The organism is Agromyces bauzanensis, assembly GCF_014645655.1.
Classification (GTDB): domain Bacteria; phylum Actinomycetota; class Actinomycetes; order Actinomycetales; family Microbacteriaceae; genus Agromyces; species Agromyces bauzanensis.
This window is the reverse complement of record NZ_BMMD01000017.1, coordinates 29,105-53,961: the sequence shown is the minus strand read 5'-3', so window position 1 is coordinate 53,961 and position 24,857 is coordinate 29,105. Positions and strand designations below refer to the sequence as shown.

Genomic DNA, 24,857 nt, shown 5'->3' with positions numbered 1-24,857 from the left:
GGCGCACGGGGCGACGCGGCGTCTCGGAGGTGTTCGCCTCAGCGGCGACGAGGCATGATGGTCGGCAGGGACGCATCACCGGGGGACGGCACGACCCGCCAGGGGAGGCGAGATGACGGATGCCGAGATGACGGATGCCGCGATCCAGTGGCTTCTCGACGAGCACACCGACGTGGCGGTGCGCTACCAGGCGCACCGGGACCTGCTCGGGCACGACGATATGGACCTCCGCCGGCGCATCGCGTCGGAGGGCGACGGCGCGGCGCTGCTCGCCGCGCGCGGCGCGAACGGCCATTGGGGGCGCGGGTTCTACCAGCCGAAGTGGACCTCGAGCCATTACACGCTGCTCGAGCTGAAGAACCTCGGGCTGCCGCCCGACACGCCCGCGCCGCGGGAGACGGGCGCCAGGATCCTGGCAGAGGAGCGCGGGCGGGACGGCGGCCTCAACCCGAGTCGCACCATCGGGCAGAGCGATGTCTGCGTCAACGGGATGGCCATGAACTACCTGAGCTACTTCGGGGCCCTCACCGACGACCGCGCGGGCGTGGTCGACTTCATCCTCGCGCAGCGCATGGCGGACGGCGGGTTCAACTGCCGGTCGAACCGCTCGGGCGCCACGCACTCGTCGGTGCACACCACGGTGAGCGTGATCGAGGGCATCACCGAGTACCTCCGCCATGGGCTCCGGTATCGCGCCGATGAGCTCGCCGCGGCATCCGCAAGCTCCGTCGAGTTCCTGCTGCGGCACCGGCTGTTCCGCAGCGAGCACACCGGCGAACCGATGCACCCGGAGTTCACCAGGCTCCACCATCCAGCGAGCTGGCACTTCGACATCCTTCGCGGCCTCGATGCGCTGCGGGATGCCGGCATCGCATACGACACGCGAATGGACGACGCGATCGAGATCCTCCGGCGCCGTCAGCGCGACGACGGGCGCTGGGCGGCGAGCAGCGCCTATCCCGGGGCGACGCACCTGCCGCCGGTCCGTGCCGGCCGGCCGCACCCGTGGGTGACCCTCATCGCGCTGCGCGTGCTGGCCGCGTACGGGGCATAGTTTCCCGCCGGGAGTTTTCTGTTCCCGCCCACGTTCCCGATGGTGAGGCCGTGGTCGCGCCGGAGGCCTCCGAGCAGGTCCATGATCTCGCCGCGAGTCCCGTCGTCGAGGTTGCCGGTGGGTTTGGCGGCCAGGAGAACGCCGGGCGACTTCACTTACGCAGATCGCTCGGCATTCGCCCAAGGAACTCATAGGGAACGCATAGCGGACTGCGGATACTGGGAGCATGAGCACGAGTCCGACCACCCAGCACCGTGCCTCGCAGATCACCAAGGGCGACGGGTCCATGGTGCGCGTGCTCGTCGTCGACGACGAGCACTCGCTCACCGAGCTCCTCCGGATGGCGCTCCGCTACGAGGGCTGGGACGTGCGCACCGCCGCCGACGGGTTCAGCGCGGTGAAGATCGCGCGCGAGTTCCGGCCCGACGCGATCGTGCTCGACATCATGCTCCCCGACATCGACGGGCTCGAGGTCTTGCAGCGTTTGCGCGCCGACGGCACCGAGACGCCCGTGCTCTTCCTCACCGCGAAGGACTCCCTCGACGACCGCATCGCGGGCCTGACCGCCGGCGGCGACGACTACGTCACCAAGCCGTTCAGCCTCGAAGAGGTGGTCGCGCGCCTGCGCGGACTCATCCGTCGCTCGACCCTGACCCTCGCGCAGGCGAAGGACCCGGTGCTCGCCGTCGGCGACCTCACGCTCGACGAGGACTCCTACGAGGTCGCTCGCGGTGGCACGCCCATCGAGCTCACGGCCACCGAGTTCGAGCTGCTCCGCTTCCTCATGCGCAACTCGCGCCGCGTGCTCTCGAAGGCGCAGATCCTCGATCGGGTCTGGTCGTACGACTTCGGGGGCCGGGAGTCGGTCGTGGAGCTCTACATCTCCTACCTGCGCAAGAAGATCGACGCCGGTCGCGAGCCCATGATCCACACCGTGCGCGGCGCCGGATACATGCTCAAGGCCGCCGGATGACGAAGCCGGGCGACCCCGGCCACGCCACAGCGACGCGCGAGGAGGCGACGGCACGCGTCACGGCTCCGGCCGCAGGGGCGGTGACGGATGCCGCGCTCCCGCGTCACCCGATGACCCTGCGCCGGCGCCTGCTCGTCATCGTCGCGGCGTTGCTCGTGGCCGTGAGCGCCGTCATCGGCATCGCGACCGTGGCGATCTTCCACGGCGCCTCGGTCGCACGGCTCGATACCGACCTGGGCGAGGCGTTGTCGCGCGCGGAAGTCGGCATCTCCGAGCAGCCGCCGGGATTCCCGGGTGACCCCTCCGCCGAGCCCGGGCTGATCCTGAACGTCCCCGGGCAGGCCGCGGGCACCCTGGCCGCGCTCGTGCCCGACGAGGGCGAGGCGACCGCGGGCTACATCACCGAACGGGGGCGGGTGCTCCCGCTTCCGGGTGAGCTCACGGGGTCACTCGCTGCGGTGCCCGTCGACGGCGAGCCGCACTCGATCGACGTGCCGCAGCTCGGCGACTACCGTGCGCTCGCCACCGTGCGCCCGGAGTGGGACGGCGTCGCCATCGTGCTCGCGCTGCCCATGGCCGACCTGAACGCGCAGACGACGCAGCTGGCCTGGACGGTCGCGCTCGTCGCGCTCGCGGGCCTCGCCGTCGCGCTCGCGATCGGCTCCGCCGTCGTGCGGCGGGCGCTCAGCCCCCTCGCCGACGTCACGGCGACGGCCCAGCGCGTGTCCGAGCTGCCGCTCGACCGCGGCGACGTCGCGCTCGCCGAGCGCGTGCCCGTCGACGACGAGCGCACCGAGGTGGGACGACTGGGCACGGCGTTCAACCGCATGCTCGGGCACGTGGCATCCGCCCTCTCGGCCCGCGAGCAGAGCGAGCAGAAGGTGCGCCGCTTCGTGGCGGACGCTTCGCACGAGCTGCGCACACCGCTCGCGTCGATCCGCGGCTATGCCGAGCTCACGCGCCTGCACGGCGGCGAGCTCCCGCCCGACGTGGTGCATGCGATCGGGCGCATCGAGTCCGAATCCGTGCGCATGACCGAGCTCGTCGAGGACCTCCTGCTGCTCGCCCGGCTCGACGAGGGTCGCGAACTCGCGGCGTTGTCCGTCGACCTGCGACAGTTGGTGGTCGATGCGGTCGGCGACGCCCAGGCCGCAGCCCCCGACCACGACTGGCGCGTCGTGGTGCTCGACGATCCCGTGACCGTCATCGGCGACGCGTCGCGGTTGCACCAGGTGCTCGGGAACCTGCTCGCGAACGCGCGAGTGCACACGCCCGAGGGCACGAAGGTCGTGGTTCGCCTGCAGCGGGTGACGGATGCCGCGCGCGATCGCGTGCGCCTCACCGTGACCGACGACGGCCCGGGCATCGACGCCGACGTGGGCGAGGACCTGTTCGAGCGATTCGTGCGCGGCGACGCCTCCCGTTCGCGCCGAGCCGGGAGCACGGGTCTCGGACTCGCCATCGTGCGTGCCGTCGTCGAGGCGCACCGCGGCACGGTCGCCGTCGAGACCGAACCCGGTCGCACCGAGTTCACGGTCGACCTGCCCGTCTGAGTCGCGGGTCCACGCGGGCGGCGCGAGAGGCGGGAGCACGAGAGCGCGGGACGGGAGCACGACGGGACGGGAGCACGACGGGACGGGAGCACGAGAGGATGCCGAATGCACCGTTCCTCGGCCGGCACGGTGTCTTCGGCATCCTCTCGGCGCCCGAGCGGGTGCGGCGCGTGAGATGGGACGCGGCGTTCCGCCCTCAGCCCTCGTCGGCTGAGGCCGCGTCGGGCGGGTCGGGCCGCTCGGCGAGCACGACCTCGCTCGTCAGCCGGCCGAGCAGCCGCGCCAGCTGGTCGACGTCGTCGGCCGCCCATGTGCGAAGGCTCCCGTAGAGCTGTCGCTGCATGCGCGAGGACTTCTGGCCGACGCTCTCGATCGCCTGCGGGGTGGGTTGGATGATCCGCGCGCGACCGTCCTTCGGGTCGGCCACCCCCACGGCGAGGCCGAGCGACTGGAGGTGCCGGGTCTGGCGGCTCACGACGCTCTTGTCGATCTCGAGCTCGGCGGCGATGGCCCCGGCGTGCATCGGCCCGCGGCGCACGATCGCCGACAGGATCTTGTAGCCCACCGGCTGCAGATCGGTATGCACGGCCGCAGCCGCCTCCTTCCAGACGGCCCGCACCCGGACGAAGAGCAGCCGGAGCTGCTCCTCGACCGAGGCGATGTCGTCGTCGGAGGCCGTGCGCGGCGCGGCCGTGTCGGAGGTGGTCATGGAGTGATCCTAAAGTCCATCGGCACGTGGATCGCGGGTGGTGACGGATGCCTCGCCCACCGTCTCGCCCTCCGTCTCGAGGGCGCCGGTGGCGGGGTCGTGCGTGAGGCCGACGGGGGTGAGGGCGACGGATGCCGCGGCCGTGTCGATCACGGCGTCCTCAACGTCCTCGAACTCCCGGACGTGCTCCTCGTGCTGCTCGGACGGGGTCGCGCTCGTGGCACTCGTGGCATCTGCCCGCTCGTCGCTGCGCGCTCGCTGGATCGCGTTCTGGGTGCCCAGGCTCACGTTGGGGAGGAAGAGCACCGCGACGAGCGTGACGATCGCGAGCGGCACCGCGGCGAGGAACACGCTGCCGATGCCGGCGCCGTATGCCGACTCGACGATCACCCTGAGGAACCCGGGCAGCTCGCTGATCTGGGGGATCGTGCCGTCGCCGAGTGTCCGGGCGGCCTCAAGCTGCTGCTCGGGCGAGAGTGCGTCGATGCCCGTGGTGATGTGCTCGGCGACGACAGTGCCGAGGATCGAGCCCATGACCGCGACGCCGACGGTGCCGCCGAGGCTGCGGAAGAACGTCACCGCGCTGGTGGCCACGCCGAGGTGCTTCACCTCGGTCGTGTTCTGCACGATGAGCACGAGGTTCTGCATGAGCATGCCGACGCCCGCGCCGAGCACGAACATCGAGACGCCGACATACCAGAACTCGGTGTCGTACTCGAGTCGCGACAGCAGGATGCTGCCCGCGATCATGAACAGGCTGCCCGCGACCATGAAGCCCTTCCACCTGCCGCGCCAGCTCACGAGCGCGCCGATCACGGCGGAGGCGATGAGCACGCCCGCCATCATGGGAATCGTGAGCAGGCCCGACTCGGTAGGTGTCGCGCCGCGCGCGAGCTGCATGTACTGGCTGAGGAAGATGGCGGTGCCGAACATGGCGACCCCGACGGAGATCGAGGCGATCACGGCGAGGGTGAACGTGCGGTTCCGGAACAGGCCGAGTGGGATGAGGGGCTCCTTCACGCGCAACTCGACCACGATCGCGATCGCGAGGAGCAGCACCGCGCCGCCGACCATGGCGAGGCTCGGCACCGAGACCCACTCGAAGTCGCTGCCCGCGAACGTCACCCAGAGCAGCAGGAGCGAGACCCCAGCCGAGATGAGCACGATGCCCAGGTAGTCGATGGAGACCTTCTGCTTCGGCCGCTTCGGCAGGTGCAGCGTGCGCTGCAGCAGCACGATCGCGACGACGGCGATGGGGAGGCCGACGAAGAAGTTCCACCGCCAGCCGAGGCTGTCGGTGATGACGCCGCCGAGCAGCGGACCGCCGACCGTGGCCACGGCCATGACCGCGCCGAACAGCCCCGCGTACCGGCCGCGCTCGCGCGGGCTGATGATGTCGGCCATGACGATCTGGCTGAGGGCCGCGAGTCCGCCCGCGCCGATGCCCTGGAAGACGCGCATCGTGATGAGGGTTGCGGGGTCCTGCGAGAGCCCGGCGATCGCCGAGGCGGCCACGAAGATCACGAGTGCGAGCTGCAGCAGCAGCTTGCGGTTGAAGAGGTCGGCGAGCTTGCCCCAGATGGGCGTCGACACCGTGGTCGCGAGCAGTGTCGCCGTGATGACCCACGTGAACGCCGACTGGTCGCCTCCGAGGTCGGAGATGATGACCGGCAGCGAGGTGCCGACGACCGTCGTGGCGAGCATCGACACGAACATGCCGAGCAGTAGGCCCGACAGGGCGGTGAGCACCTCCCTGTGGGTCATCCCGTTGTCGGAGAGTGCGGCGGACGCGGCATCCGTCGACGTCGAAGCGCGAGCACGAGAAGGGTTGGCCATGTGACTCCAGAAATGATCGATGTCGGTCAACCATAGTCAACTAGTGGACCGATATCAACTATTCCCATCGCGCACGGGACCTTGCCGAACGCTCCGCTCCGAGGTCGGATGTCGCGTCGCCGGAGTTCACCCCACGACGGCGACGGCTTCGATCTCGACCAGCGCCTCGCCTCGCCCGAGGCTCGCGACGTTGAGCACCGTGACGGCCGTCGCGTGTCGCCCCCACACCTTCGCCGAGGCGGCATAGCCCTCGATCGGGTCCTGGCCGGCCGCGAGATAGATGGCGAGTCGCACGACATTCGTCTGGTCGGCGCCCGCCTCGGCCAGCACCGCGAGCACGTTCCTCAGCGCCTGCTCGGTCTGCGGGCCGAGGCCGCCTTCGACGATGGCCCCAGAGGCATCCGTGCCGTTCTGACCGCCGACGTAGAGCGTGTCGTGCGTGCCCCGCACGAGGACGCCCTGGCTGAACGCGGGGCTCGTGAAGAGGGAGGCGGGGTTGAGGTGCGTGATCTCCATGGTTCCGTCATACCGCCCGCGACCGACGTTCGGCCTTGGGGCTCCGCCGGCGCGGGCAGGTCAGGGCGTCGTCGCAGGAGCCGGCGGCGGGGTCACCGTCGTGTACCAGAAGACGTCGGTGTCGGGAGGGGGCGGGATCGGGGTGCCGCTGCCGTCCTTGATCACCTGGTGCACGAGCTTCCACTCGGTACGTGTGGCGGTGACCGTGACGACTGTGTCCAGTCCATCCTTGGACCGCCTGACCGAGAAGTCGAAGGAGGCTGGGCGTCCGGACGCGTCCCTGGCCGCCTGGATGGCCGCGGCATCGTCGGGCGGCGCCTCGATGCTGATCACGCTCTCCACCGCCTGCGCGGAACCGTCGACGAGCTTCTTGTAGCCGAAGGTGTAGTCGAAGTCGGCGCCGTTGCGCACCCGCTTGATGAACGTGATCGACGTGGCACCCTCGGTCTGCGCGAGCTCGGCCAGCTGGGTTGCGAAGACGAGCTTGAAGTCGGCGTCGGTGGCCTCGGCGATCGACCCCCGGTACGCCTCGAACGGCACCGCGTCGAGGCTCTTCGACGCCGTGGCCGCGACGCGGGTCCATGCCTTGGCGTCCATGTTCGGGACGTGGGCCGAGTACTTGGTCTTGAACTCTGCGGCGAGGGCCTTCCGGGTGAGGGACTGCGTGCCCGGCTTCTCGACGTAGTACTCCGCGAGGTGCTCCCTGCCGCCGCCGAACTCCTGGGCGTGCGTCGACCCGGTGACCGCGGCCCGTCCGCCGAAGACATCCTTGAGCACGCCGACCATGCGCGTGCTCCGGCCGATGTTGCAGCCCTTGATCACGATCTTGGTCTGGTCGTCGATGACCTCCGCGGGGACGGTGGTGAGCTTGCCCTGCTCGGCGGCGTCCTTGGTCGTGTCGTACTGCGTGGGAGTTCCGTTCGTCTTGCTCATGGGCAGTCTCGTGTGGGGTGGCGCATCGGGCGTCACGCCGAGGTCGAACATGAGGCGGCCGTCGGGATGGCCGTGGGAGACGATGAGGAGCAGGTCGATCGGGTTGCCGTCGGCCGTGACGGTGGAGAGGACGGCCTCGAGCGTGGTGACGCTGACGATGTGCGCGTTCGCGACCGAGCCGTACCTGGCCTGGTAGAACGTCTCGGCGTGCGTGAAGAAGGGGTTCTTCGAGCCCGGTGGATCGGCGCCCATGATGAAGACCCACGTGTGACGGGGCTTCGGAGGCGAGGGCGCCGCGGTCGGCTGCGCCGCTCCGGCATCGTCGCGCTGCAGGCGCAGGAGGGAGCGGTCGACCAGTCGCGCGACCGAGGCGTTGCCCGCGAGGCGGGCGAGCGCGACGAGGTCATGGTCGGGGCGCACCGCCGACGGGTCGGACGCGCGGAGCACGCCGAGGTGACCCGGGGAATGCGCCGCCGGGCCGGCGCCGGGCGCGGCCGCGCGAACGGCGTTTTGCGCAGTCGGTCGCGCGTCCTCTCGGCGCATGTCCTCTGCCATGGTCTCCGGCCGGCATCCTTTATCGGCGGCTCCTCACGACAGTATGCCGCTACGCCCGCGGGGGCCGGGTCACCGCGGCGGGATGGTGCCCCTTCGGGCAGTCGCCGGGCGTCGTCGACCGGTGATTTGGCCGCTCGCGGGGCATCCGTTATCCTGTACTGAGCCGAAGACCGCTGGTTGTCGTGCGCGCACGGTGTTGAAGCATCGGGCGAGACGACCGAAGTCTTGCGAAAGCAAGTGCCCGCGCAGGTGTGACGAAGACTTCCCGATGGATCGGGCCGAGCTCCGCGCAACTGCGCCGGAGCTCTTTTCTTTCGCTCCTTGGCCGCGTTCATGAGAACCGCCCAGCGCTCCGAGGCCGTGCACCGCCACCGCGATGCATGTTGGAGACACAAGGAGTGGCCATGGCGAACAAGGAAGCCTCGGTTGCCGAACTCACGAACCTGTTCGAGAGCTCGACCGCCGTTCTGCTGACCGAATACCGCGGCCTCGCAAGTCCATCAGTGGGGACGCGAGCTACGCCGTGGTGAAGAACACGCTGACGAAGATCGCGGCCAACAACGCCGGGATCTCCTCGTTCGACGACGAGCTCAAGGGCCCGTCGGCGATCGCGTTCGTGCACGGCGACCCGGTCGCCGTCGCGAAGTCGCTGCGTGACTTCGCCAAGGCGAACCCTCTCCTCGTGGTCAAGGGCGGCTACTTCGATGGCAAGCCCCTGACCGCCGAAGAGGTAGGCAAGCTGGCCGACCTCGAGTCCCGCGAAGTGCTGCTGGCGAAGCTCGCCGGCGCCTTCAAGGCCTCGCTGTTCGGAGCCGCATATCTGTTCAACGCACCGCTCTCGAAGGCCGTTCGCACGGTCGACGCGCTGCGTGAGAAGCAGGAGTCCGCTGCGTAGGCGCGAGCCTCCCAAGCGGTGAGTAACCAGGAAATCTAAGGAGAAGAATCATGGCGAAGCTGTCCACTGAGGAGCTGCTCGAGCAGTTCAAGGGCCTGACCCTCATCGAGCTCTCGGAGTTCGTCAAGGCGTTCGAGGAGACCTTCGAGGTCACCGCGGCCGCCCCCGTCGCCGTTGCCGGCCCCGCTGCCGCAGGCGGCGGCGCCGCTGCCGAAGAGGTCGAGGAGAAGGACTCCTTCGACGTCGTCCTCGAGACTGTCGGCGACAAGAAGATCCAGGTCATCAAGGTCGTGCGCGAGCTCACCTCGCTCGGCCTCGGCGAGGCCAAGGCTGTCGTCGACGGTGCTCCCAAGGCCGTGCTCGAGGGCGCGAACAAGGAGACCGCCGACAAGGCGAAGGCCGCCCTCGAGGAGGCCGGCGCGACCGTCACCCTCAAGTAGTCGCAGCCCGCGCGAGCGGGTTCGCAGCTCGAGGTGACGCGCGTCACCTGACCCACGGATGCCCCGTGGCCGATCGTCGGCCACGGGGCATCCGTCGTCTCCAGGCCGGCTCAGCTCGCCGAGTCACGACTTGTGGCCGGAGGACTGGCACGCGTGCGGCCACTTCGCGTGAGTCGACGTGACGAGGGCCATGCGGGACCGTCGGCGAAAGATCGATAGCTGACCTATATGCTGCTGGGATGACCGCTCCAGACCTTCCCGGCGTGCTCGGCGACCTCGTCGCCGTCAACCACCGGCTCACGCGCCTCGCCGCCACCGCCACCGGAAGCACCGAGTCGTCGGCCGTCTGGCGCACCCTCAGCGTGCTCCGCGACGTGGGTCCCATGCGGCTCGGCGAGCTCGCGAGGGTCAGTCGGGTGAGCCAGCCCACCATGACGAAGCTCGTGCACGCGCTCCACGAGCGCGGCTGGATCCGGCGCATCGCCGACCCGAGCGACGCCCGAGCCTGGCTGATCTCCGCCGATCGGCACGGCATCGCGGCGCTCGACGCGTGGCATGCCGAGCTCGTCGGCGCCCTCGCGCCCGCCTTCGCCCACCTCGACCGCGACGAGCTCGCCACCCTCGCGAGGGCCGTCGAGATCGTGCGGGCGCAACTCGAGCGGGTTCGCGATGCCGCCACGACGGGAGCGGCCGCGTGAGCGCGGTGCAAGGGTCATACGCGTCGATCCTGCGTCAGCCGAAGGCCGTGTGGGCGGTCGCGTTCTCGTGCGTCATCGCGTTCATGGGCATCGGCCTCGTCGACCCGATCCTGCCGGCCATCGCCCAGAGCCTCGAGGCGACGCCCACCCAAGCCGAGCTCCTGTTCACGAGCTACCTCCTCGTCACCGGGCTCGCGATGCTCGGCTCGAGCTGGGTCTCCAGCCGCATCGGGGCGAGGCGCACGCTCATCATCGGGCTCGGCATCATCGTGGTGTTCGCGGCGGCGGCGGGGTTGTCGCAGAACGTCGAGTCGGTGATCGGCTTCCGTGCCGGGTGGGGGCTCGGCAACGCGCTCTTCGTCTCGACTGCGCTCGCGACCATCGTGGGCGCGGCATCCGGAGGCTCCGGCTCGGCGATCATCCTCTACGAGGCGGCACTCGGCCTCGGCATCGCCGTGGGACCGCTGCTCGGGGGGCTGCTCGGCCACCTGAGCTGGCGCGGACCGTTCTTCGGCACCGCCGTGCTCATGGCGATCGGCCTCGTGGCCATCGTGGTCTTCCTGCAGGACGATCGCGAGGCAGCAGGCAAGGCCCGACCGCAACCCACGCGCCTGTCGGCGCCGCTCCGCGCGCTCCGCCAGCCCGCCCTGGCGGTGCTCGCCGCCGCGGCGTTCTTCTACAACATCGGCTTCTTCGTGCTGCTCGCGTACTCGCCGTTCCCGCTCGGCTTCGACGCCATCGGCCTGGGCCTCACGTTCTTCGGCTGGGGTCTCGCGCTGGCGATCACCTCGGTGCTCGTCGCCCCGCTGCTCACCGCACGGATGCCGCGCACGCGCGTCCTGTGGATCGTCCTGCCGCTCCTCGCGATCGATCTCGCGGTCGCTGGTCTCGTGATCCATGAGGCGGCGGCGCTCGTCGCCTGCATCGTCGTGGGCGGACTCGTGCTCGGCGTGCTCAACACGGTGCTCACGGAGTGCGTGATGGAGGCCACCGACCTGCAGCGATCAGTCGCGTCGAGCGCGTATTCGTCGGTGCGGTTCCTCGGGGGCGCGATCGCCCCGCCGGCGGCGGCCGAGCTCGCGCGCCTCATCTCCCCGTCCGCGCCCTACTTCGCCGCGGCCGGATCGGTGCTCGTCGCGCTGGTCGTGGTGCTCGCCGGGCACCGCGCGCTGCGGCGCGTCGACGATGGGCCCGAGACCGCCCTCGTCGAAGCCGAGGCGGTGGGCATCGGCGACGCGAGCTGAGGACCGCCTCCGCGGCCTCGATCAGCGGGGTGCGGCCGTGGTGCTCGAGCGCACGACGAGGCGCGTCGCGAGCGGTGTCCACTCGACATCCGACTCGGCGCCACCGGGATCCTCCAGCGCGCTGGGCCCCTCGCCGAGCATCCGCATGACGCGCGCGACGGCGATGCGACCCTGCTCGCCCGGATACTGCTCGACGGTCGTGAGTCCGAACAGCTCGGCGTACTCGTGGCCGTCGATCCCCACGATCGAGAGCTCCGTGGGCATGGGGATGCCGAGCCGCTCGGCCGCCCGCATCGCCCCGAAGGCGATCTCGTCGGATGCCGCGAAGATGGCCGTGGGCCGGTCGCCCGGATGCCCCAGCAGCTGCAGGGCCGCGGCGTACCCGCCGGGCAGGCTCATCTCCGCCTCGATGACGTCGTCGATTCCGCCCGCAGGAGCGAGTTCAGCGACATCCATCGCCTGGAGGAAACCGGCACGACGCAGGCCCTGCACGCTCCTGGCGGCCGCGCCGGAGCCGGCGCCCGCGAGATGCGCGATTCGGACGTGGCCGAGCTTCAGGAGGTGTTCGGTGGCGAGGGATGCCGCGGCGCGATCGTCGATGGCGAGCCGTGGGGCCCCCGGGGCGGTGCCGCCGAGGGCGATGATGGGCTTGCTGCGCCGCGTGATGACCTCGACCTCGCGCTCGGTCAGGTCGACGCCCACCGCGATCACCGCGTCGACGCGCTTGCGGGCGAGGAAGAAGTCGAACACGCGGTCGCGGTGGGGCCCCGACTGGGCGAGGTTGTACAGCGTGAGGTCGTAGCCCGCCGAGAGGAGCGACCGCTCGATGCCCTCGAGCACCTCGCCGAAGAACCAGCGGTTGACGAACGGGATGACGACGCCCACGTTCTTCGTACGCCCGGTCACCAGGCTGGCGGCGTCGGGCGAGGCGATGTAGCCGATGCGCGCAGCGGCCGCCTCGACGCGGCGTCTCGTCTCGTCGGCGACGTACCCGCGACCGGTGAGGGCGCGCGAGGCCGTGGCCTTGGAGACTCCCGCGAGGCGTGCGACGTCGCCGATCGCTGGCATCAACGCCTCCCTCCATCGGGCAGCTCCGATGCCGAGTGTAGTGCGATTCCCACGGAATGTGGAACCGTTTCCCTAAGGGACGAGGGACTGCACGCGACATGGACGACGTACCCCGTGGGAGCGCTCTCTCTCCGGATTCGCGGGCTCTCTGCGCGCGGTGTCTGAACCGTGACCTCCCATCACTTGTGAGGATCGGCCCGTTGTCCTACCGTGGACGCTGGAACCGGTTCCCGGCTTCGCCTTGCATCACACTCAACGAGGAGAAGACATGAGACTCACACGGCATCGCCGTTGGATGGCCCCGGTCGTGGCGGCCGCGGCGATCGGATTGGCACTCACGGCCTGTACCGGCGACATCGCCGATGAAGAGGCGGCCGACGTCGACTGCGGCCCCTACGAGGAGTACGGCACGTTCGATGGCGCCGAGGTCACCATCGGCGGCACGATCCTCGACCTCGAGGCCGACCGCCTGGTCGAGTCGTGGTCCGACTTCGAGACCTGCACCGGCATCTCGGTCGACTACCAGGGCTCCAGCGAGTTCGAGGCCCAGATCGCAGTGCTCGCCGAGGGCGGCAACGCGCCCGACGTCGGCATCGTCCCGCAGCCCGGCCTGCTCCAGCGGCTCGCCGTGGGCGGTTGGCTCATCCCGGCCTCCGAGGCCGTCGAGGCCAACGTCGACGAATGGTGGTCGGAGGACTGGAAGCAGTACGGCACCCACGACGGCACCTTCTACGCGGCTCCGCTCATGGCGAGCATCAAGGGGTACGTCTGGTACTCGCCGGCCGACTTCGAGGAGAACGGCTACGAGGTCCCCGAGACCCTCGACGAGCTGAAGGCCCTGTCCGAGCAGATCGCGGCCGATGGCGCCCACAAGCCGTGGTGCGTCGGCCTCGAGTCGGGTGACGCCACCGGCTGGCCCGGCACCGACTGGGTCGAGGACTACATGCTGCGTCTCCACGGCGCCGACGTGTACGACCAGTGGGTGACCCACGAGATTCCGTTCAACGACCCGCAGGTCTTTGATGCGTTCGAGGCCGTCGGTCAGTACCTGAAGAACGACAAGATGGTGAACGGCGGCATCGGCGACGTCTCGACGCAGATCACGGAGGCCTTCCAGACGGCTGGCCTGCCGATCCTCGACGGCGAGTGCTCGCTGCACCACCAGGCCTCGTTCTACGAGACGTTCTGGAACCCCGAGGGCGGCGACGAGAACACCGTCGCTCCCGATGGCTCCGTGTGGGCGTTCCTGCTTCCGCCCGTCGAAGCCGGCGGAGGACTGAACGTCACGGGCGGCGGCGAGTTCCCGGTCGCGTTCCGCGACGCCGAAGAGGTCGAGGCCTTCCGCGCGTACCTCTCGAGCGACACCTGGGCCAACAACCGGGTGAGCCTCGGCGGCGTCATCAGCGCGAACAAGGGGCTCGACCCCGAGGTCGCGTCGAGCGAGCTGCTGACGCAGTCGATCGAGATCCTGCAGGACCCCGAGACGACGTTCCGCTTCGACGGATCCGACCTGATGCCCGGCGCCGTCGGTGCCGACTCCTTCTGGAAGGGCATTGTGGCGTGGGTCAGCGGAGAGGGCACGCAGCAGGTCCTGAACAACATCGAATCGAGCTGGCCGGCGAGCTAGTAGCGATCGGCACGCCACAGGCGGCATGATCGAGGGGCGGGGTTTCGAAGACCCCGCCCCTCGGCACCCCTGATTCAACGACGAACACGGGAGGCACAGATGACCACGGCCGATCTGCTCGGCAAGCTCCTGCAGGTGGTGATGGGGCTCGCGGTGTTCGCCGCGGTCGTCGGCCTCCTCATCTTCTTCATCGACAAGGCGCCCAAGCGGGGGCGCGACTACTGGCAGCTCGTGGGCTTCCTCGCCCCGGCGATGATCTTGGTCGTCATCGGTCTCGTGTATCCGGCGATCCGCACGAGCATCCTGGCGTTCCAGGATTCGAGCGGTGACTTCTCGTGGGACAACTTCATCTGGACGTTCACGCAGCCGACCGCCATCCGCACGCTCATCAACACGATCATCTGGGTGGCCCTCGTGCCGACGATCGCGACCGTGGTCGGGCTCGCATACGCCGTGTTCATCGACCGCTCACGCGGCGAGCGGTACTACAAGGCGATCCTGTTCATGCCCATGGCGATCTCCTTCGTCGGCGCCGGCATCATCTGGAAGTTCGTCTACGAGTACCGCTCGGGCGACCGTGAGCAGATCGGCCTCCTCAATGCCATCGTCACCGCGTTCGGCGGCGACCCCGTGCAGTGGCTGCAGACCGATCCCATCAACACCATCCTGCTGATCGTGGTCATGATCTGGATCCAGACGGGCTTCGCGATGGTCGTGCTCAGCGCCGCAATCAAGGGAATCCCGACCGAGCAGATCGAGGCCGCCCAGCTCGACGGCACGAACGGCTGGCAGCGCTTCACCAACGTCACGGTGCCCGGCATCCGCGGTTCCCTCGTGGTGGTGCTCACCACGATCTCGATCGCCACGCTGAAGGTCTTCGACATCGTGCGCACCATGACCGCGGGTAACTTCAACACCAGCGTCATCGCCAACGAGATGTACACGCAGGCGTTCCGGGCGAGCGAGGTCGGACGTGGATCGGCACTCGCGCTGATCCTCTTCGTGCTCGTCCTCCCGATCATCATCTACAACGTCAACGTGCTTCGCAAGCAGAGGGAGATCCGATGAGCAGCGTCGCCCCGGCCGACCTTCCCGTCGCCAAGAACCTCGGTGCGATCGAGTCCACCGAGATCGCCCCGACGAAGACCGGCCGCGTGAAGAAGCGGCTGACCTCGCGCACGGCCACGGTCCTCTCGCTCATCATCGCGGTCGCCTGGACGATTCCCACGTTCGGCCTGTTCATCTCGTCGTTCCGGCCGGCGGAGCTCATCCGCACGACCGGCTGGTGGACCATCTTCCAGAATCCCGGCTTCACGCTCGACAACTATCGGGATGTGCTGTTCTCCACGTCGCAGTCATCGCCGCAGCTCGGCGCGTACTTCGTGAACTCGATCGCGATCGCGCTGCTCGGCACGCTCATCCCGCTGGTGTTCGCGTCGATGGCCGCGTACGCGTTCGCCTGGATCAAGTTCAAGGGCGCGAACGTGCTGTTCATCTTCGTGTTCGCCCTGCAGATCATCCCGCTGCAGATGGCCCTCGTGCCCCTGTTGCAGATCTTCTCGACCTGGCTGCGACCGATGCAGGCGTGGCTGCACGACGTGATCCCGATCATCCCCGAGCAGAACTACGCGCCCGTGTGGCTGGCCCACGCGATGTTCGGCCTGCCGCTCGCCATCTTCCTGCTGCACAACTTCATCTCGGAGATCCCGAACGATGTGGTGGAGGCAGCCCGTGTCGACGGTGCCACCCACGGGCAGATCTTCTTCCGCATCGTATTGCCGCTGGCGGTGCCCGCCATCGCGTCGTTCGCGATCTTCCAGTTCCTCTGGGTCTGGAACGACCTGCTCGTGGCCCTGATCTTCTCGGGCGGCACGCAGGACGTCGCCCCGCTGACGCAACGATTGGCGGAGCTCACCGGCACGAGAGGCCAGGACTGGCAGCGACTCACCGCGGCCGCGTTCGTGTCGCTCGTCGTTCCGCTCATCGTGTTCTTCAGCCTGCAGCGCTACTTCGTGCGCGGACTCCTCGCGGGGTCCACGAAGGGATAGCGCCGACCGCCGAGACGGGCAGGGGGAGACGGATGTCGCGGGCGGGGGCCCGTGGCATCCGCTCTGCCTCCCGCATCCACGCGGCGCTCGCACGGCGTATCGGCGCTCGGCCGGTGGGTACTCGTGGGCCGTCGTCACGTGACGAGCACAGCGGCACCGAGGCCGAGCAGAAGCAGCGCCGCTGCATCGAGGCCGTGACTCACCCCCGCATCGTCGCGGACCTCTCGCGCCAGTCTACGGGTGGGGCATGTTCAGCGGCGGAGGGCTTGACGGATGTCGCCAGGAGCGCCCTTGACCTGCTGGGTCCGTAACTTGTACATTGGTGTTCGAGTAAGGGGGATGCGTGGCACGCAGCACCACCCAGCCGACCGCCAGACGCGCTGACGCGCGGCGGAACATCGAGGCGATCCTCGATGCGGCGGCGATCAGCCTGAGCCGGGACGCCGAGGCCAGCATCGCCGAGATCGCACAGGCGGCGGGCGTCGGCAGGGTCACGCTGTACGGGCACTTCTCGTCGCGTGCCGAACTCATCGACGCGGTGGTCGCGCGCGCGATCCAAGAGGGCGACGCGGCGCTCGACGCGCTCGACCTGAGCGGCGACGCGCGTGGGGCACTGGTGCGCCTGATCGAGCGCAGCTGGCTGGCCCTCGTCCAGATCGGCTCGCTGGTGACCGCCGCCGAGTCGGCACTGTCGCCCGAGCGGATGCACGAGCTGCACGAGCGACCCGCGTCGCGCGTCGAGCGGCTGGTGCAGCGAGGGCAGGCCGAGGGGGTCTTCCGCACCGACCTTCCCACGTCGTGGCTCGTGGGCACCCTGCACCGGGTGATGCACGGCGCCGCGGCCGAGATCGAATCCGGCCGTCTGGCTCACGACGACGCGGCATCCGTCATCGCGGCGACCGTACTGGCCGCGTACACCCCGCCGGGCGTGGCGGTTCCACCCGCGGACACGTGGGCTCGGTCGTGACCGTCGCCGAGCCCCGCCCGTGCTGCACGACGTGGTCAGTTCGACGTCGAGGTCGGGGCAGGCACCGATCGTGAAGGTCTGCGTGTCGACGAACCGAGGATCGGTCTCGCCGACGGCGGTGTACCGGATGGTGTAGTCGCCCGGGTCGAGCGCGACGTCGGCCTCGAACACCTCCCCGGTTGCGGCGGGTGCGGCGACGCCGACCGCACCCCAGTTCGGGGCGCTCCCGCAGGCGGACGCGTCGCACCCGCCGCATAGGGTGAATGCATGAGCATGCACGGTGGTGGGAGGATGCCGCCGCCAGGGTCCAGGCCCGGCGGCGCGAGGGGCGGCGGGCCGCGCGGCCGCATCTCCAGCGGTGACGTCGAGGCGCAGCGCGCCGAGAACGCCGAGGCACCGAAGATCCCGCACCTGCTCCGCCGCATCACGGAGCTGTTCACGCCGCACAAGGCCGCCCTCGTCACGACCGTCGTGCTCGTCCTCGTGGGCGCCGCACTCAGCGTGATCCCGCCCCTGCTCACGCAGCGCGCATTCGACGACGGCCTCTTCCCGATCGGCCCCGACGGCGAGGCGACCGGCCCGAACCTCCCGGTGCTCGGCACGGTCGTCGCGGCCATGATCCTCGTCTTCGTGGTCTCGGCGCTGCTCGGCGTCTGGCAGACGTGGCTCACCGCGACCATCGGCAACAAGGTCATGGGGGCGTTGCGGGTGCGCCTCTTCACGCACCTGCAGGCCATGGAGCTGAGCTTCTTCACGCGGACCAAGACCGGGGTCATCCAGTCGCGCCTGCAGAACGACGTGGGCGGCGTGGCATCCGTGCTCACCAACACCGTCTCGAGCGTGCTCGGCAACACCGTCACGGTGCTCGCGGCATTCGTTGCGATGCTGCTTCTCAACTGGCAGCTCACGATCATCGCGCTCATGCTCATGCCGTTCATGGTCATCGCGCAGCGGCGCGTCGGCCAGGTGCGCGCCCGCATCGCCGGCAAGACGCAGGAGTCGCTGTCGGAGATGACGGCGATCACGCAGGAGACCCTCAGCGTCTCGGGCATCCTGCTCTCGAAGAGCTTCACACGCCAGCGCAGCGAGATCGATCGCTACGCCGACGAGAACCAGAACCAGATCCGACTGCAGGTGCGGCAGCAGATGACCGGGCAGTGGTTCTTCGCGATGGTGTCGATCTTCATGTCGTCGATCCCGGCGATCGTCTACCTCGTGTCCGGGTGGCTCATCGGCGGTGGCGGCGCCGACATCACCGCCGGCACGATCGTGGCGTTCACGACCGTGCAGGCACGTCTCCTCTTCCCGCTCATGGGGCTCATGCGGGTCGCCCTCGACCTGCAGACCTCGAGCGCGTTGTTCGCGCGCATCTTCGAGTACCTCGACCTGAAGCCGGCGATCACGGATGTCCCGAGCGCCCGCGACGTGGCATCCGGCCCCGCCCTCGGTCGCGTCGAGTTCGACGACGTGACCTTCCGCTACCCAGACGCCGACGGCGACTCGCGTCCCACGCTCGACGGCGTCAGCTTCACGATCGAGCCGGGCCAGTACGCCGCATTCGTGGGGCCGTCGGGCGCCGGCAAGACGACGGTGTCGTACCTCGTTCCACGGCTCTACGAGGCATCGGGCGGTGCCGTGCGCTTCGCGGGCGACGACGTGCGCGAGCTCCGGCAGGAGTCGCTCATCTCGCACATCGGCATCGTCAGCCAGGAGACGTACCTCTTCCATGCGTCGATCGCCGAGAACCTGCGGTATGCGAAGCCGGATGCCACCGATGCCGAGCTCGAGGCGGCGGCGCGCGCCGCGAACATCCGCGAGACGATCGCGTCGTTCCCCGAGGGGTACGACACGGTCGTGGGGGAGCGGGGCTACCGCCTCTCGGGCGGCGAGAAGCAGCGCATCGCCATCGCGCGCGTGCTGCTGAAGGACCCGGCGGTGCTCGTGCTCGACGAGGCGACGAGCGCGCTCGACACGATCAGCGAGCGGGTCGTGCAGCAGGCGCTCGACGACGCCTCACGCGGGCGCACGACCATCGCCATCGCGCACCGCCTGTCGACGGTGGTCGCGGCAGACGTGATCTTCGTGATCGTCGGCGGCCGCGTCGTCGAGCAGGGCACGCATGCCGACCTCATCACGGCCGGCGGCGTGTACGCGTCGCTGTACCGGCAGCAGGAGGAGCGCCCGGTCGTCGACGCCTGACGCCCACCTCCTCGACCAGCGGGCGCCGGAGCGGCCGTGCGTGCGGCGAGCAGCTCCTGCATGACCGCGATCTCCGAGGTCTGGCTGGCGACGACGGATGCGAACGCATGGGCTGTGAGAAGGCTCCGCGTGACGGGCATCCGACCGGAATGCAGCATCTGCGAGGTCGGCAGCAGTCGTCGAACGTGCTGCATCCCGGCAGCGTCGCGTCTGCGGCATCCGCGCGACTAGGCTGGGCGCGTGAACTCTTCCATGTTGTGTTGTCGTCGCTGAGACAGGCGACCCCTTTCCAGCGTCGCGCACCGCATCCTGCGCCCAAGACGCACTGACACGAGGAACGAACACAGCATGAAGTACGCAGAGACCATCGTCGATCTCGTCGGCAACACCCCGCTCGTCAAGCTGCACCGCGTCACCGAGGGGGTGACGGATGCCACGGTGCTGGTGAAACTCGAGTACCTGAACCCGGGCGGCTCCTCGAAGGACCGCATCGCGGCCCGCATCATCGACGCGGCCGAGGCGGAGGGCAAACTCAAGCCGGGCGGCACGATCGTGGAACCCACGTCGGGCAACACCGGCGTCGGGCTCGCACTCGTCGCCCAGCAGCGCGGCTACCGCTGCGTCTTCGTGTGCCCCGACAAGGTGGGTGAGGACAAGCGCAACGTGCTCACGGCGTACGGCGCCGAGGTCGTGGTGACGCCGACGGCCGTGGCACCCGACAGCCCCGAGTCGTACTACGGCGTGTCCGATCGCCTCGCCCGCGAGATCCCGGGCGCCTACAAGCCCGACCAGTACTCGAACCCCAACGGCCCGCGCTCGCACTACGAGACCACCGGCCCCGAGATCTGGCGCGACACCGACGGCAGGGTCACGCACTTCGTCGCCGGCGTCGGCACGGGCGGCACCATCACGGGCACCGGCCGCTACCTGCGCGAGGTGTCGGGCGACACGGTGCGCATCATCGGCGCCGATCCCGAGGGCTCGGTGTACTCGGGCGGCACCGGACGCCCCTACCTCGTCGAGGGCGTGGGCGAGGACTTCTGGCCCACGGCGTACGACCCGTCGGTTCCGCACGAGATCATCGCAGTCAGCGACGCGGAGTCGTTCGAGATGACGCGCCGCCTGGCCCGCGAGGAGGGCATCCTCGTCGGCGGGTCGAGCGGCATGGCCGTGGTCGCGGCGCTGAAGGCCGCGGCATCCGCCGGTCCCGACGACGTCTTCGTGGTGCTGCTGCCCGACGGCGGTCGCGGCTACCTCGGCAAGATCTTCAACGACAAGTGGATGCGCGCGTACGGCTTCTCGAACGCGCCCGAGGGTGACACCGTGGCCGAGCTGTTGGCCGCCAAGGCCGACCGCACGCCGCCGCTGCTCTACGTGCGTCCGAACGACACGATCCGCGATGCCATCGACACCATGACCGGGGCGGGCGTGTCGCAGCTGCTCGTGCTCACCACCGAGCCGCCTGTGGTGCTCGGCGAGGTCGTCGGAGCGCTGCACGAGGAGGAGCTGCTCGACCTCGTGTTCTCCAGCAGGGCGAAGCTCACCGACAAGGTCACGACCGTCATCGGCGAGCCCTTGCCCCAGATCGGCGTGAACGAGCCCGTCGCCGCAGCACGTGCGGCGTTCGCGACGGCCCCCGCCATGCTCGTGACCGACGGCGGCAAGGCCCTCGGCGTCATCAGCCGCTCCGACCTGCTCAGCTACCTCTCGGCCTGACGGCCGCCTCGGGCGGGATGCGCCGCGGCGGCCGTGCCGGCACCCGCGGCCGGTAGCAGTCCAGAATTCAGGAACGGGTCGGCGCCGAGGCATCCGATCGACTCGCAAACAAGCCCACAGACTTCACAATCCAATGGGAAGGCAATGAAAGACATGAACACTCCTGAATTGCGCACGGAGCAGCGGCACGACGACGCACGCTTCGACACCCGCGCCATCCACGCGGGGCAGGCGTTCGACCCGACCACCGGCGCGGTCATCCCGCCGATCTACCAGACCTCGACGTTCGTGCAGGACGGCATCGGGGGCCTCCGCGGCGGCTACGAGTACTCGCGCAGCAGCAACCCGACGCGCACCGCGCTCGAGACCCAGCTCGCGGCGCTCGAAGGCGGCATCCGCGGCCTCTCGTTCGCGTCGGGCCTCGCCGCCGAGGATGCCCTGCTGCGCACCGTGCTCGCGCCCGGCGACCACGTGGTGATCGGCAACGACGTGTACGGGGGCACGCACCGGCTCGTGCGTCGCATCTTCGGCGGCTGGAGCATCCGTCACGCCACCGTCGACACGAGCGACCTCGCCGCCGTGCGCGACGCGATCGAGCTCGGCACCACCAAGGTGCTCTGGGTCGAGACGCCGTCGAACCCGCTCATGAAGATCTCCGACGTCGCGGCGCTCGCCGAGCTCGGCGACGAGGCGGGCGTGCTGGTCGTGGTCGACAACACGTTCGCCTCGCCCGCGCTGCAGCAGCCGCTCGCGTTCGGCGCCGCCGTGGTCGTGCACTCGACGACGAAGTACCTCGGCGGCCACTCCGACGTCGTGGGTGGCGGGCTCGTGTTCGCGGCCGGGCAGGAGGAGCTGGCCGAGCGCGTGACGTTCACGCAGTTCGCGGCCGGTGCGATCTCGGGTCCGTTCGACGCGTTCCTCACGTCGCGCGGCATCAAGACCCTCGGCATCCGGATGCAACGGCACAGCCAGAACGCCCTGGCCATCGCGCGGCGCCTCGACGAGCACGCGGCCGTCGAGCGGGTCTACTACCCGGGGTTGGAGTCGCACTCCGGACACGAACTCGCCGGGCGCCAGATGTCGGGATACGGCGGCATGCTCTCGATCGCGCTCGCCGGCGGAGCACCGGCGGCGCGCCGATTCGCGGAGTCGACGTCGCTCTTCCAGTTGGCCGAATCGCTCGGCGGCGTGGAGTCGCTCGTGAACTACCCCTCGGACATGACGCACGCGTCGGTGAAGGGCACCGAGGCGGAGGTGCCCGACTCGATCGTGCGCCTGTCGGTGGGCATCGAGGACGTCGACGACCTGCTCGACGACATCGACCGGACGCTCGCGCGTCTGTAGCGGCATCCGCTCGTTCGCAGCCTGACGACCTTTCGTGCGGTGGAGGACCCCGGCGAACGGTCGTGAGGCGGTACCGGGTCGTGGCGCGGCGGACGGTGGGAGAATCGAGGTGACGGCGCGCGGCACGTCACCGGCGCCGGGGAGCTGAGCTCATGACCACTGGCCTCATCGTCACCCTGATCATCGTGGGCGTGCTCGCGATCGTGCTGTTCTTCATGTCGGTGAAGATCGTGAAGCAGTACGAACGCGGCGTGGTGCTCCGGTTCGGCCGGCTGCACAACGTGCGGGATCCGGGCATCCGCTTCATCGTCCCGATCGTCGACGTGATGATCAAGGTGTCGCTGCGCATCGTCACGCTGCCGATCCAGTCGCAGGGCATCATCACGAAGGACAACGTGACCGTCGGCGTCTCGGCCGTCGCCTACTACCGGATCATCGATCCGGTGAAGTCGGTGATCGCGATCGAGGACGTCAAGTCGGCCATCGACCAGATCGCCCAGACGACGCTCCGCAGGGTCGTCGGGCAGCACCACCTCGATGAGACGCTCTCCGACACGGCGGCCCTCAACGGGAACATCCGCGAGATCCTGGATGTCACGACGGCCGACTGGGGCGTCGAGGTCACGCTCGTCGAACTGAAGGACATCCTCCTCCCCGACTCGATGAAGCGCGCCATGGCGAAGCAGGCGGAGGCGGAGCGCGAGAAGCGCGCGAAGGTCATAGCGGCGGAGGGCGAGGCGCTGGCCGCGTCGCAACTCGGCGCCGCGAGCGACACGATGATGGCGCATCCGCTCGCCCTTCAGTTGCGCACGCTGCAGACGCTCGTCGAGGTCGGCGTCGACAAGAACACGCTCGTGGTATTCCCGGCGCCGCTCATGAGCGCGATCGGGGAGGTGGTCAACTTCCTGGATCGGGAGGCCGCGACGTCGCAGGTGCGCGGCCACGGATCGGTGCCGGTGCGAGCGGGTTTCGAGACGCCTCCACCGTCGGCGCCTCGACCCGCGGGGTCGGCTTCTCGACCCTCGGAGCCGACGGTGGCAGGATCTTGACGGAAGCCGTCAGACCTGCCAGCGGTGCGTGTCGGTCGGATCCCCCAGAATGAGCGGGTGACTCCGAACCAGACGGGCGCGCCGGCCGGCCCGCAGCGCCAGGGCGGCACCCTCGGTCTCGGGCAGGGCACGGCGCTCTACATCGGCAGCGTGCTCGGCACCGGCATCCTCGTGCTGCCTGGCCTCGCCGCCGCCGCGGCCGGCCCGGCCTCGATCATCGCCGTGGCCGCGGTGCTCGTGCTCTCCATCCCGCTCGCCGGCACGTTCGCCGCGCTCGCCGCGCGCTACCCCGATGCCGGCGGAGTGGCGAGCTTCGTGCGACGCGCCCTCGGCGGAACGGCCGCGCGCATGACCGGCTACTGGTTCTTCTTCGGCGTGTGCGTGGGCGCACCCGTGCTCGCGATCCTGGGCGGCGAGTACGTCGTCGCGGTGCTCGGGGTCGACCGCGCCGCCGTGCCGGTGATCGGCTTCGCAGTCCTCGTGCCCCCGTTCATCGCCAACTGGTTCGGCGTCCGCGTGGCCGGGTGGGTGCAGTTCGCGCTCACGGGACTGCTGCTCGCGGTCGTGGTCGGCGTCGTGGCGGTCACGTTCCCGGCAGTCGACGCCTCGAACTTCCAGCCGTTCCTGCCGAACGGATGGGGCGGCGTGGGCCTCGCGATCAGCCTCTTCGTGTGGGCGTTCGCCGGCTGGGAGGTCGGCACCCATGTCGCGGGCGAGTTCGAGAACCCACGCCGCACGATCCCCATCGCCACCGGCATCGCCATCGTCGTCGTCGGCGCCGGGTACCTCGCGTTGCAGGTCGTCACCGTCGCGGCGCTCGGCGACCGGGCAGGCGAAGGGCAGGCGCCGCTCGTCGATCTCGTCGAGACGACGGTGCCCGGCGTCGGGCCCGTGTTCGTCGCGATCATCGCGGCCATCGTCACGTTCGGCGTGATGAACGCCTACCTCCCGGCATTCGGCAAGCTCGGAGCGGCGCTCGGCCGCGACGGCGACCTCCCCCGTTTCTTCGCGAAGGGCGCGGCCGACGGCGAGATCCCGCGTCGCGCGCTTGCACTCACGGGCCTGCTCATCATCGTGTACTTCGGGCTCATGCTCCTGAACGACCTCGATCTCACGGCGTTCATCCTCATCCACACGAGCAACATGGTCGCGATCTACGCCCTGGGCATGCTCGCCGCGACCTTGCTGCTGCGGCGCTGGAGCTTCGGCTGGTGGCTCGCGGTCATCGCGACGATCATGACGGTCGGACTCCTCGTGCTCGCCGGGGCGAACCTCGTCGTGCCCCTCCTGCTCGCGGCGGCGGCGGTGCTTGTCACGGTCGTGCGGAGGCTGCGCAACGGTCCCGCGGATGCCGCGGCGACGCCGGTCGAGGCCGGACCAGAGCCGGAGCCCGCGCTGACCGGCTCCACCACCACCTCCCGCGGGCGGTAGTC

At 69.6% G+C, this 24,857-nt stretch carries 20 protein-coding genes and 1 pseudogene; 16 read left to right on the top strand and 5 right to left on the bottom strand.

Annotated elements, in window-relative coordinates; genetic code table 11:
* The first annotated feature begins 112 nt into the window (after positions 1-112).
* The 3 genes from IEX31_RS13930 to IEX31_RS13920 all read left to right on the top strand — a co-directional run bounded on the left by IEX31_RS13930 (position 113) and on the right by IEX31_RS13920 (position 3,580).
* The gene (locus tag IEX31_RS13930) at positions 113-1,054 is read left to right on the top strand and encodes a prenyltransferase/squalene oxidase repeat-containing protein (RefSeq protein ID WP_229662363.1); all 942 of its coding nucleotides are present in this window, start codon (positions 113-115) and stop codon (positions 1,052-1,054) included.
* A gap of 226 nt (positions 1,055-1,280) precedes the next feature.
* Positions 1,281-2,027 (top strand): response regulator transcription factor, encoded by a 747-nt coding sequence (locus IEX31_RS13925; RefSeq protein WP_188744030.1) that lies wholly within the window; start codon positions 1,281-1,283, stop codon positions 2,025-2,027.
* Positions 2,024-3,580, top strand: coding sequence for a sensor histidine kinase (locus IEX31_RS13920; protein ID WP_229662362.1), 1,557 nt, complete (start codon positions 2,024-2,026; stop codon positions 3,578-3,580). Before IEX31_RS13925 ends, IEX31_RS13920 begins: the two co-directional genes overlap by 4 nt.
* 196 nt (positions 3,581-3,776) lie before the next feature.
* Here IEX31_RS13920 and IEX31_RS13915 read toward each other — a convergent pair whose 3' ends face one another.
* The 4 genes from IEX31_RS13915 to IEX31_RS13900 all read right to left on the bottom strand — a co-directional run bounded on the left by IEX31_RS13915 (position 3,777) and on the right by IEX31_RS13900 (position 8,129).
* Complete coding sequence (locus tag IEX31_RS13915; RefSeq protein WP_188744029.1) at positions 3,777-4,289, bottom strand: MarR family winged helix-turn-helix transcriptional regulator; 513 nt, start codon at positions 4,287-4,289, stop codon at positions 3,777-3,779.
* 9 nt (positions 4,290-4,298) lie between these two features.
* Positions 4,299-6,053: an MDR family MFS transporter gene (locus tag IEX31_RS13910; protein ID WP_188744028.1), complete on the bottom strand. Its 1,755-nt coding sequence runs from the start codon at positions 6,051-6,053 to the stop codon at positions 4,299-4,301.
* Between the two features lie 198 nt (positions 6,054-6,251).
* Complete coding sequence (locus tag IEX31_RS13905) at positions 6,252-6,641, bottom strand: RidA family protein (RefSeq protein WP_188744027.1); 390 nt, start codon at positions 6,639-6,641, stop codon at positions 6,252-6,254.
* 60 nt (positions 6,642-6,701) lie between these two features.
* Complete coding sequence (locus IEX31_RS13900; protein WP_188744026.1) at positions 6,702-8,129, bottom strand: hypothetical protein; 1,428 nt, start codon at positions 8,127-8,129, stop codon at positions 6,702-6,704.
* Between the two features lie 404 nt (positions 8,130-8,533).
* Between IEX31_RS13900 and rplJ the strand changes: the two are divergent.
* The 4 genes and pseudogenes from rplJ to IEX31_RS13880 all read left to right on the top strand — a co-directional run bounded on the left by rplJ (position 8,534) and on the right by IEX31_RS13880 (position 11,406).
* Positions 8,534-9,024: pseudogene (rplJ, locus tag IEX31_RS13895) on the top strand (50S ribosomal protein L10).
* Between the two features lie 50 nt (positions 9,025-9,074).
* Positions 9,075-9,464, top strand: coding sequence for a 50S ribosomal protein L7/L12 (gene rplL, locus IEX31_RS13890; RefSeq protein ID WP_188744025.1), 390 nt, complete (start codon positions 9,075-9,077; stop codon positions 9,462-9,464).
* 239 nt (positions 9,465-9,703) lie between these two features.
* The gene (locus IEX31_RS13885) at positions 9,704-10,162 is read left to right on the top strand and encodes a MarR family winged helix-turn-helix transcriptional regulator (RefSeq protein ID WP_188744024.1); all 459 of its coding nucleotides are present in this window, start codon (positions 9,704-9,706) and stop codon (positions 10,160-10,162) included.
* Positions 10,159-11,406 carry an MFS transporter gene (locus IEX31_RS13880; protein ID WP_188744023.1) on the top strand — a complete coding sequence of 416 codons (1,248 nt, stop codon included), beginning with the start codon at positions 10,159-10,161 and terminating at the stop codon, positions 11,404-11,406. The genes IEX31_RS13885 and IEX31_RS13880 overlap by 4 nt, the downstream gene beginning before the upstream one ends.
* A gap of 21 nt (positions 11,407-11,427) precedes the next feature.
* Here the strand turns inward: IEX31_RS13880 and IEX31_RS13875 are convergent, their stop codons facing one another.
* Positions 11,428-12,474, bottom strand: a complete 1,047-nt coding sequence (locus IEX31_RS13875; protein ID WP_188744022.1) for a LacI family DNA-binding transcriptional regulator — start codon at positions 12,472-12,474, stop codon at positions 11,428-11,430.
* Between the two features lie 268 nt (positions 12,475-12,742).
* Here IEX31_RS13875 and IEX31_RS13870 point away from each other — a divergent pair, with 268 nt between their 5' ends.
* The 9 genes from IEX31_RS13870 (at position 12,743) to IEX31_RS13830 (ending at position 24,855) form a co-directional block, all read left to right on the top strand.
* A complete protein-coding gene (locus IEX31_RS13870) occupies positions 12,743-14,101 on the top strand; it encodes an ABC transporter substrate-binding protein (RefSeq protein WP_188744021.1) in 1,359 nt (452 codons plus the stop codon).
* Positions 14,102-14,200: 99 nt separating this feature from the next.
* Complete coding sequence (locus IEX31_RS13865) at positions 14,201-15,169, top strand: carbohydrate ABC transporter permease (RefSeq protein WP_188744020.1); 969 nt, start codon at positions 14,201-14,203, stop codon at positions 15,167-15,169.
* On the top strand, positions 15,166-16,149 hold the full coding sequence (locus IEX31_RS13860) for a carbohydrate ABC transporter permease (RefSeq protein WP_188744019.1): 984 nt from the start codon (positions 15,166-15,168) through the stop codon (positions 16,147-16,149). The genes IEX31_RS13865 and IEX31_RS13860 overlap by 4 nt, the downstream gene beginning before the upstream one ends.
* A 343-nt stretch (positions 16,150-16,492) precedes the next feature.
* Positions 16,493-17,116, top strand: coding sequence for a TetR/AcrR family transcriptional regulator (locus IEX31_RS13855; protein ID WP_188744018.1), 624 nt, complete (start codon positions 16,493-16,495; stop codon positions 17,114-17,116).
* Positions 17,117-17,383: 267 nt separating this feature from the next.
* Positions 17,384-19,315: an ABC transporter ATP-binding protein gene (locus tag IEX31_RS13850; protein ID WP_373285526.1), complete on the top strand. Its 1,932-nt coding sequence runs from the start codon at positions 17,384-17,386 to the stop codon at positions 19,313-19,315.
* A gap of 348 nt (positions 19,316-19,663) precedes the next feature.
* Positions 19,664-21,031, top strand: a complete 1,368-nt coding sequence (locus IEX31_RS13845; RefSeq protein ID WP_188744017.1) for a cystathionine beta-synthase — start codon at positions 19,664-19,666, stop codon at positions 21,029-21,031.
* Positions 21,032-21,184: 153 nt separating this feature from the next.
* A complete protein-coding gene (locus IEX31_RS13840; protein WP_188744016.1) occupies positions 21,185-22,375 on the top strand; it encodes a cystathionine gamma-synthase in 1,191 nt (396 codons plus the stop codon).
* Between the two features lie 152 nt (positions 22,376-22,527).
* Positions 22,528-23,424: a slipin family protein gene (locus IEX31_RS13835; RefSeq protein ID WP_188744015.1), complete on the top strand. Its 897-nt coding sequence runs from the start codon at positions 22,528-22,530 to the stop codon at positions 23,422-23,424.
* Positions 23,425-23,481: 57 nt separating this feature from the next.
* Entirely contained in the window at positions 23,482-24,855 is a 1,374-nt protein-coding gene (locus IEX31_RS13830) for an APC family permease (protein ID WP_188744014.1), read from the top strand.
* The last annotated feature ends 2 nt before the right edge of the window (positions 24,856-24,857 follow it).

What these genes read in the sequence shown, in the direction of transcription:
- IEX31_RS13930 (WP_229662363.1), top strand. Translation starts at nt 113, where the DNA reads ATGACGGATGCCGAGATGACGGATGCCGCGATCCAGTGGCTTCTCGAC.
- IEX31_RS13870 (WP_188744021.1), top strand. Translation starts at nt 12,743, where the DNA reads ATGAGACTCACACGGCATCGCCGTTGGATGGCCCCGGTCGTGGCGGCC.
- IEX31_RS13860 (WP_188744019.1), top strand. Translation starts at nt 15,166, where the DNA reads ATGAGCAGCGTCGCCCCGGCCGACCTTCCCGTCGCCAAGAACCTCGGT.
- rplL (WP_188744025.1), top strand. Translation starts at nt 9,075, where the DNA reads ATGGCGAAGCTGTCCACTGAGGAGCTGCTCGAGCAGTTCAAGGGCCTG.
- IEX31_RS13920 (WP_229662362.1), top strand. Translation starts at nt 2,024, where the DNA reads ATGACGAAGCCGGGCGACCCCGGCCACGCCACAGCGACGCGCGAGGAG.
- IEX31_RS13875 (WP_188744022.1), bottom strand. Translation starts at nt 12,474, where the DNA reads ATGCCAGCGATCGGCGACGTCGCACGCCTCGCGGGAGTCTCCAAGGCC.
- IEX31_RS13865 (WP_188744020.1), top strand. Translation starts at nt 14,201, where the DNA reads ATGACCACGGCCGATCTGCTCGGCAAGCTCCTGCAGGTGGTGATGGGG.
- IEX31_RS13835 (WP_188744015.1), top strand. Translation starts at nt 22,528, where the DNA reads ATGACCACTGGCCTCATCGTCACCCTGATCATCGTGGGCGTGCTCGCG.
- IEX31_RS13915 (WP_188744029.1), bottom strand. Translation starts at nt 4,289, where the DNA reads ATGACCACCTCCGACACGGCCGCGCCGCGCACGGCCTCCGACGACGAC.
- IEX31_RS13850 (WP_373285526.1), top strand. Translation starts at nt 17,384, where the DNA reads ATGAGCATGCACGGTGGTGGGAGGATGCCGCCGCCAGGGTCCAGGCCC.
- IEX31_RS13845 (WP_188744017.1), top strand. Translation starts at nt 19,664, where the DNA reads ATGAAGTACGCAGAGACCATCGTCGATCTCGTCGGCAACACCCCGCTC.
- IEX31_RS13925 (WP_188744030.1), top strand. Translation starts at nt 1,281, where the DNA reads ATGAGCACGAGTCCGACCACCCAGCACCGTGCCTCGCAGATCACCAAG.
- IEX31_RS13885 (WP_188744024.1), top strand. Translation starts at nt 9,704, where the DNA reads ATGACCGCTCCAGACCTTCCCGGCGTGCTCGGCGACCTCGTCGCCGTC.
- IEX31_RS13900 (WP_188744026.1), bottom strand. Translation starts at nt 8,129, where the DNA reads ATGGCAGAGGACATGCGCCGAGAGGACGCGCGACCGACTGCGCAAAAC.
- IEX31_RS13905 (WP_188744027.1), bottom strand. Translation starts at nt 6,641, where the DNA reads ATGGAGATCACGCACCTCAACCCCGCCTCCCTCTTCACGAGCCCCGCG.
- IEX31_RS13910 (WP_188744028.1), bottom strand. Translation starts at nt 6,053, where the DNA reads ATGACCCACAGGGAGGTGCTCACCGCCCTGTCGGGCCTACTGCTCGGC.
- IEX31_RS13840 (WP_188744016.1), top strand. Translation starts at nt 21,185, where the DNA reads ATGAACACTCCTGAATTGCGCACGGAGCAGCGGCACGACGACGCACGC.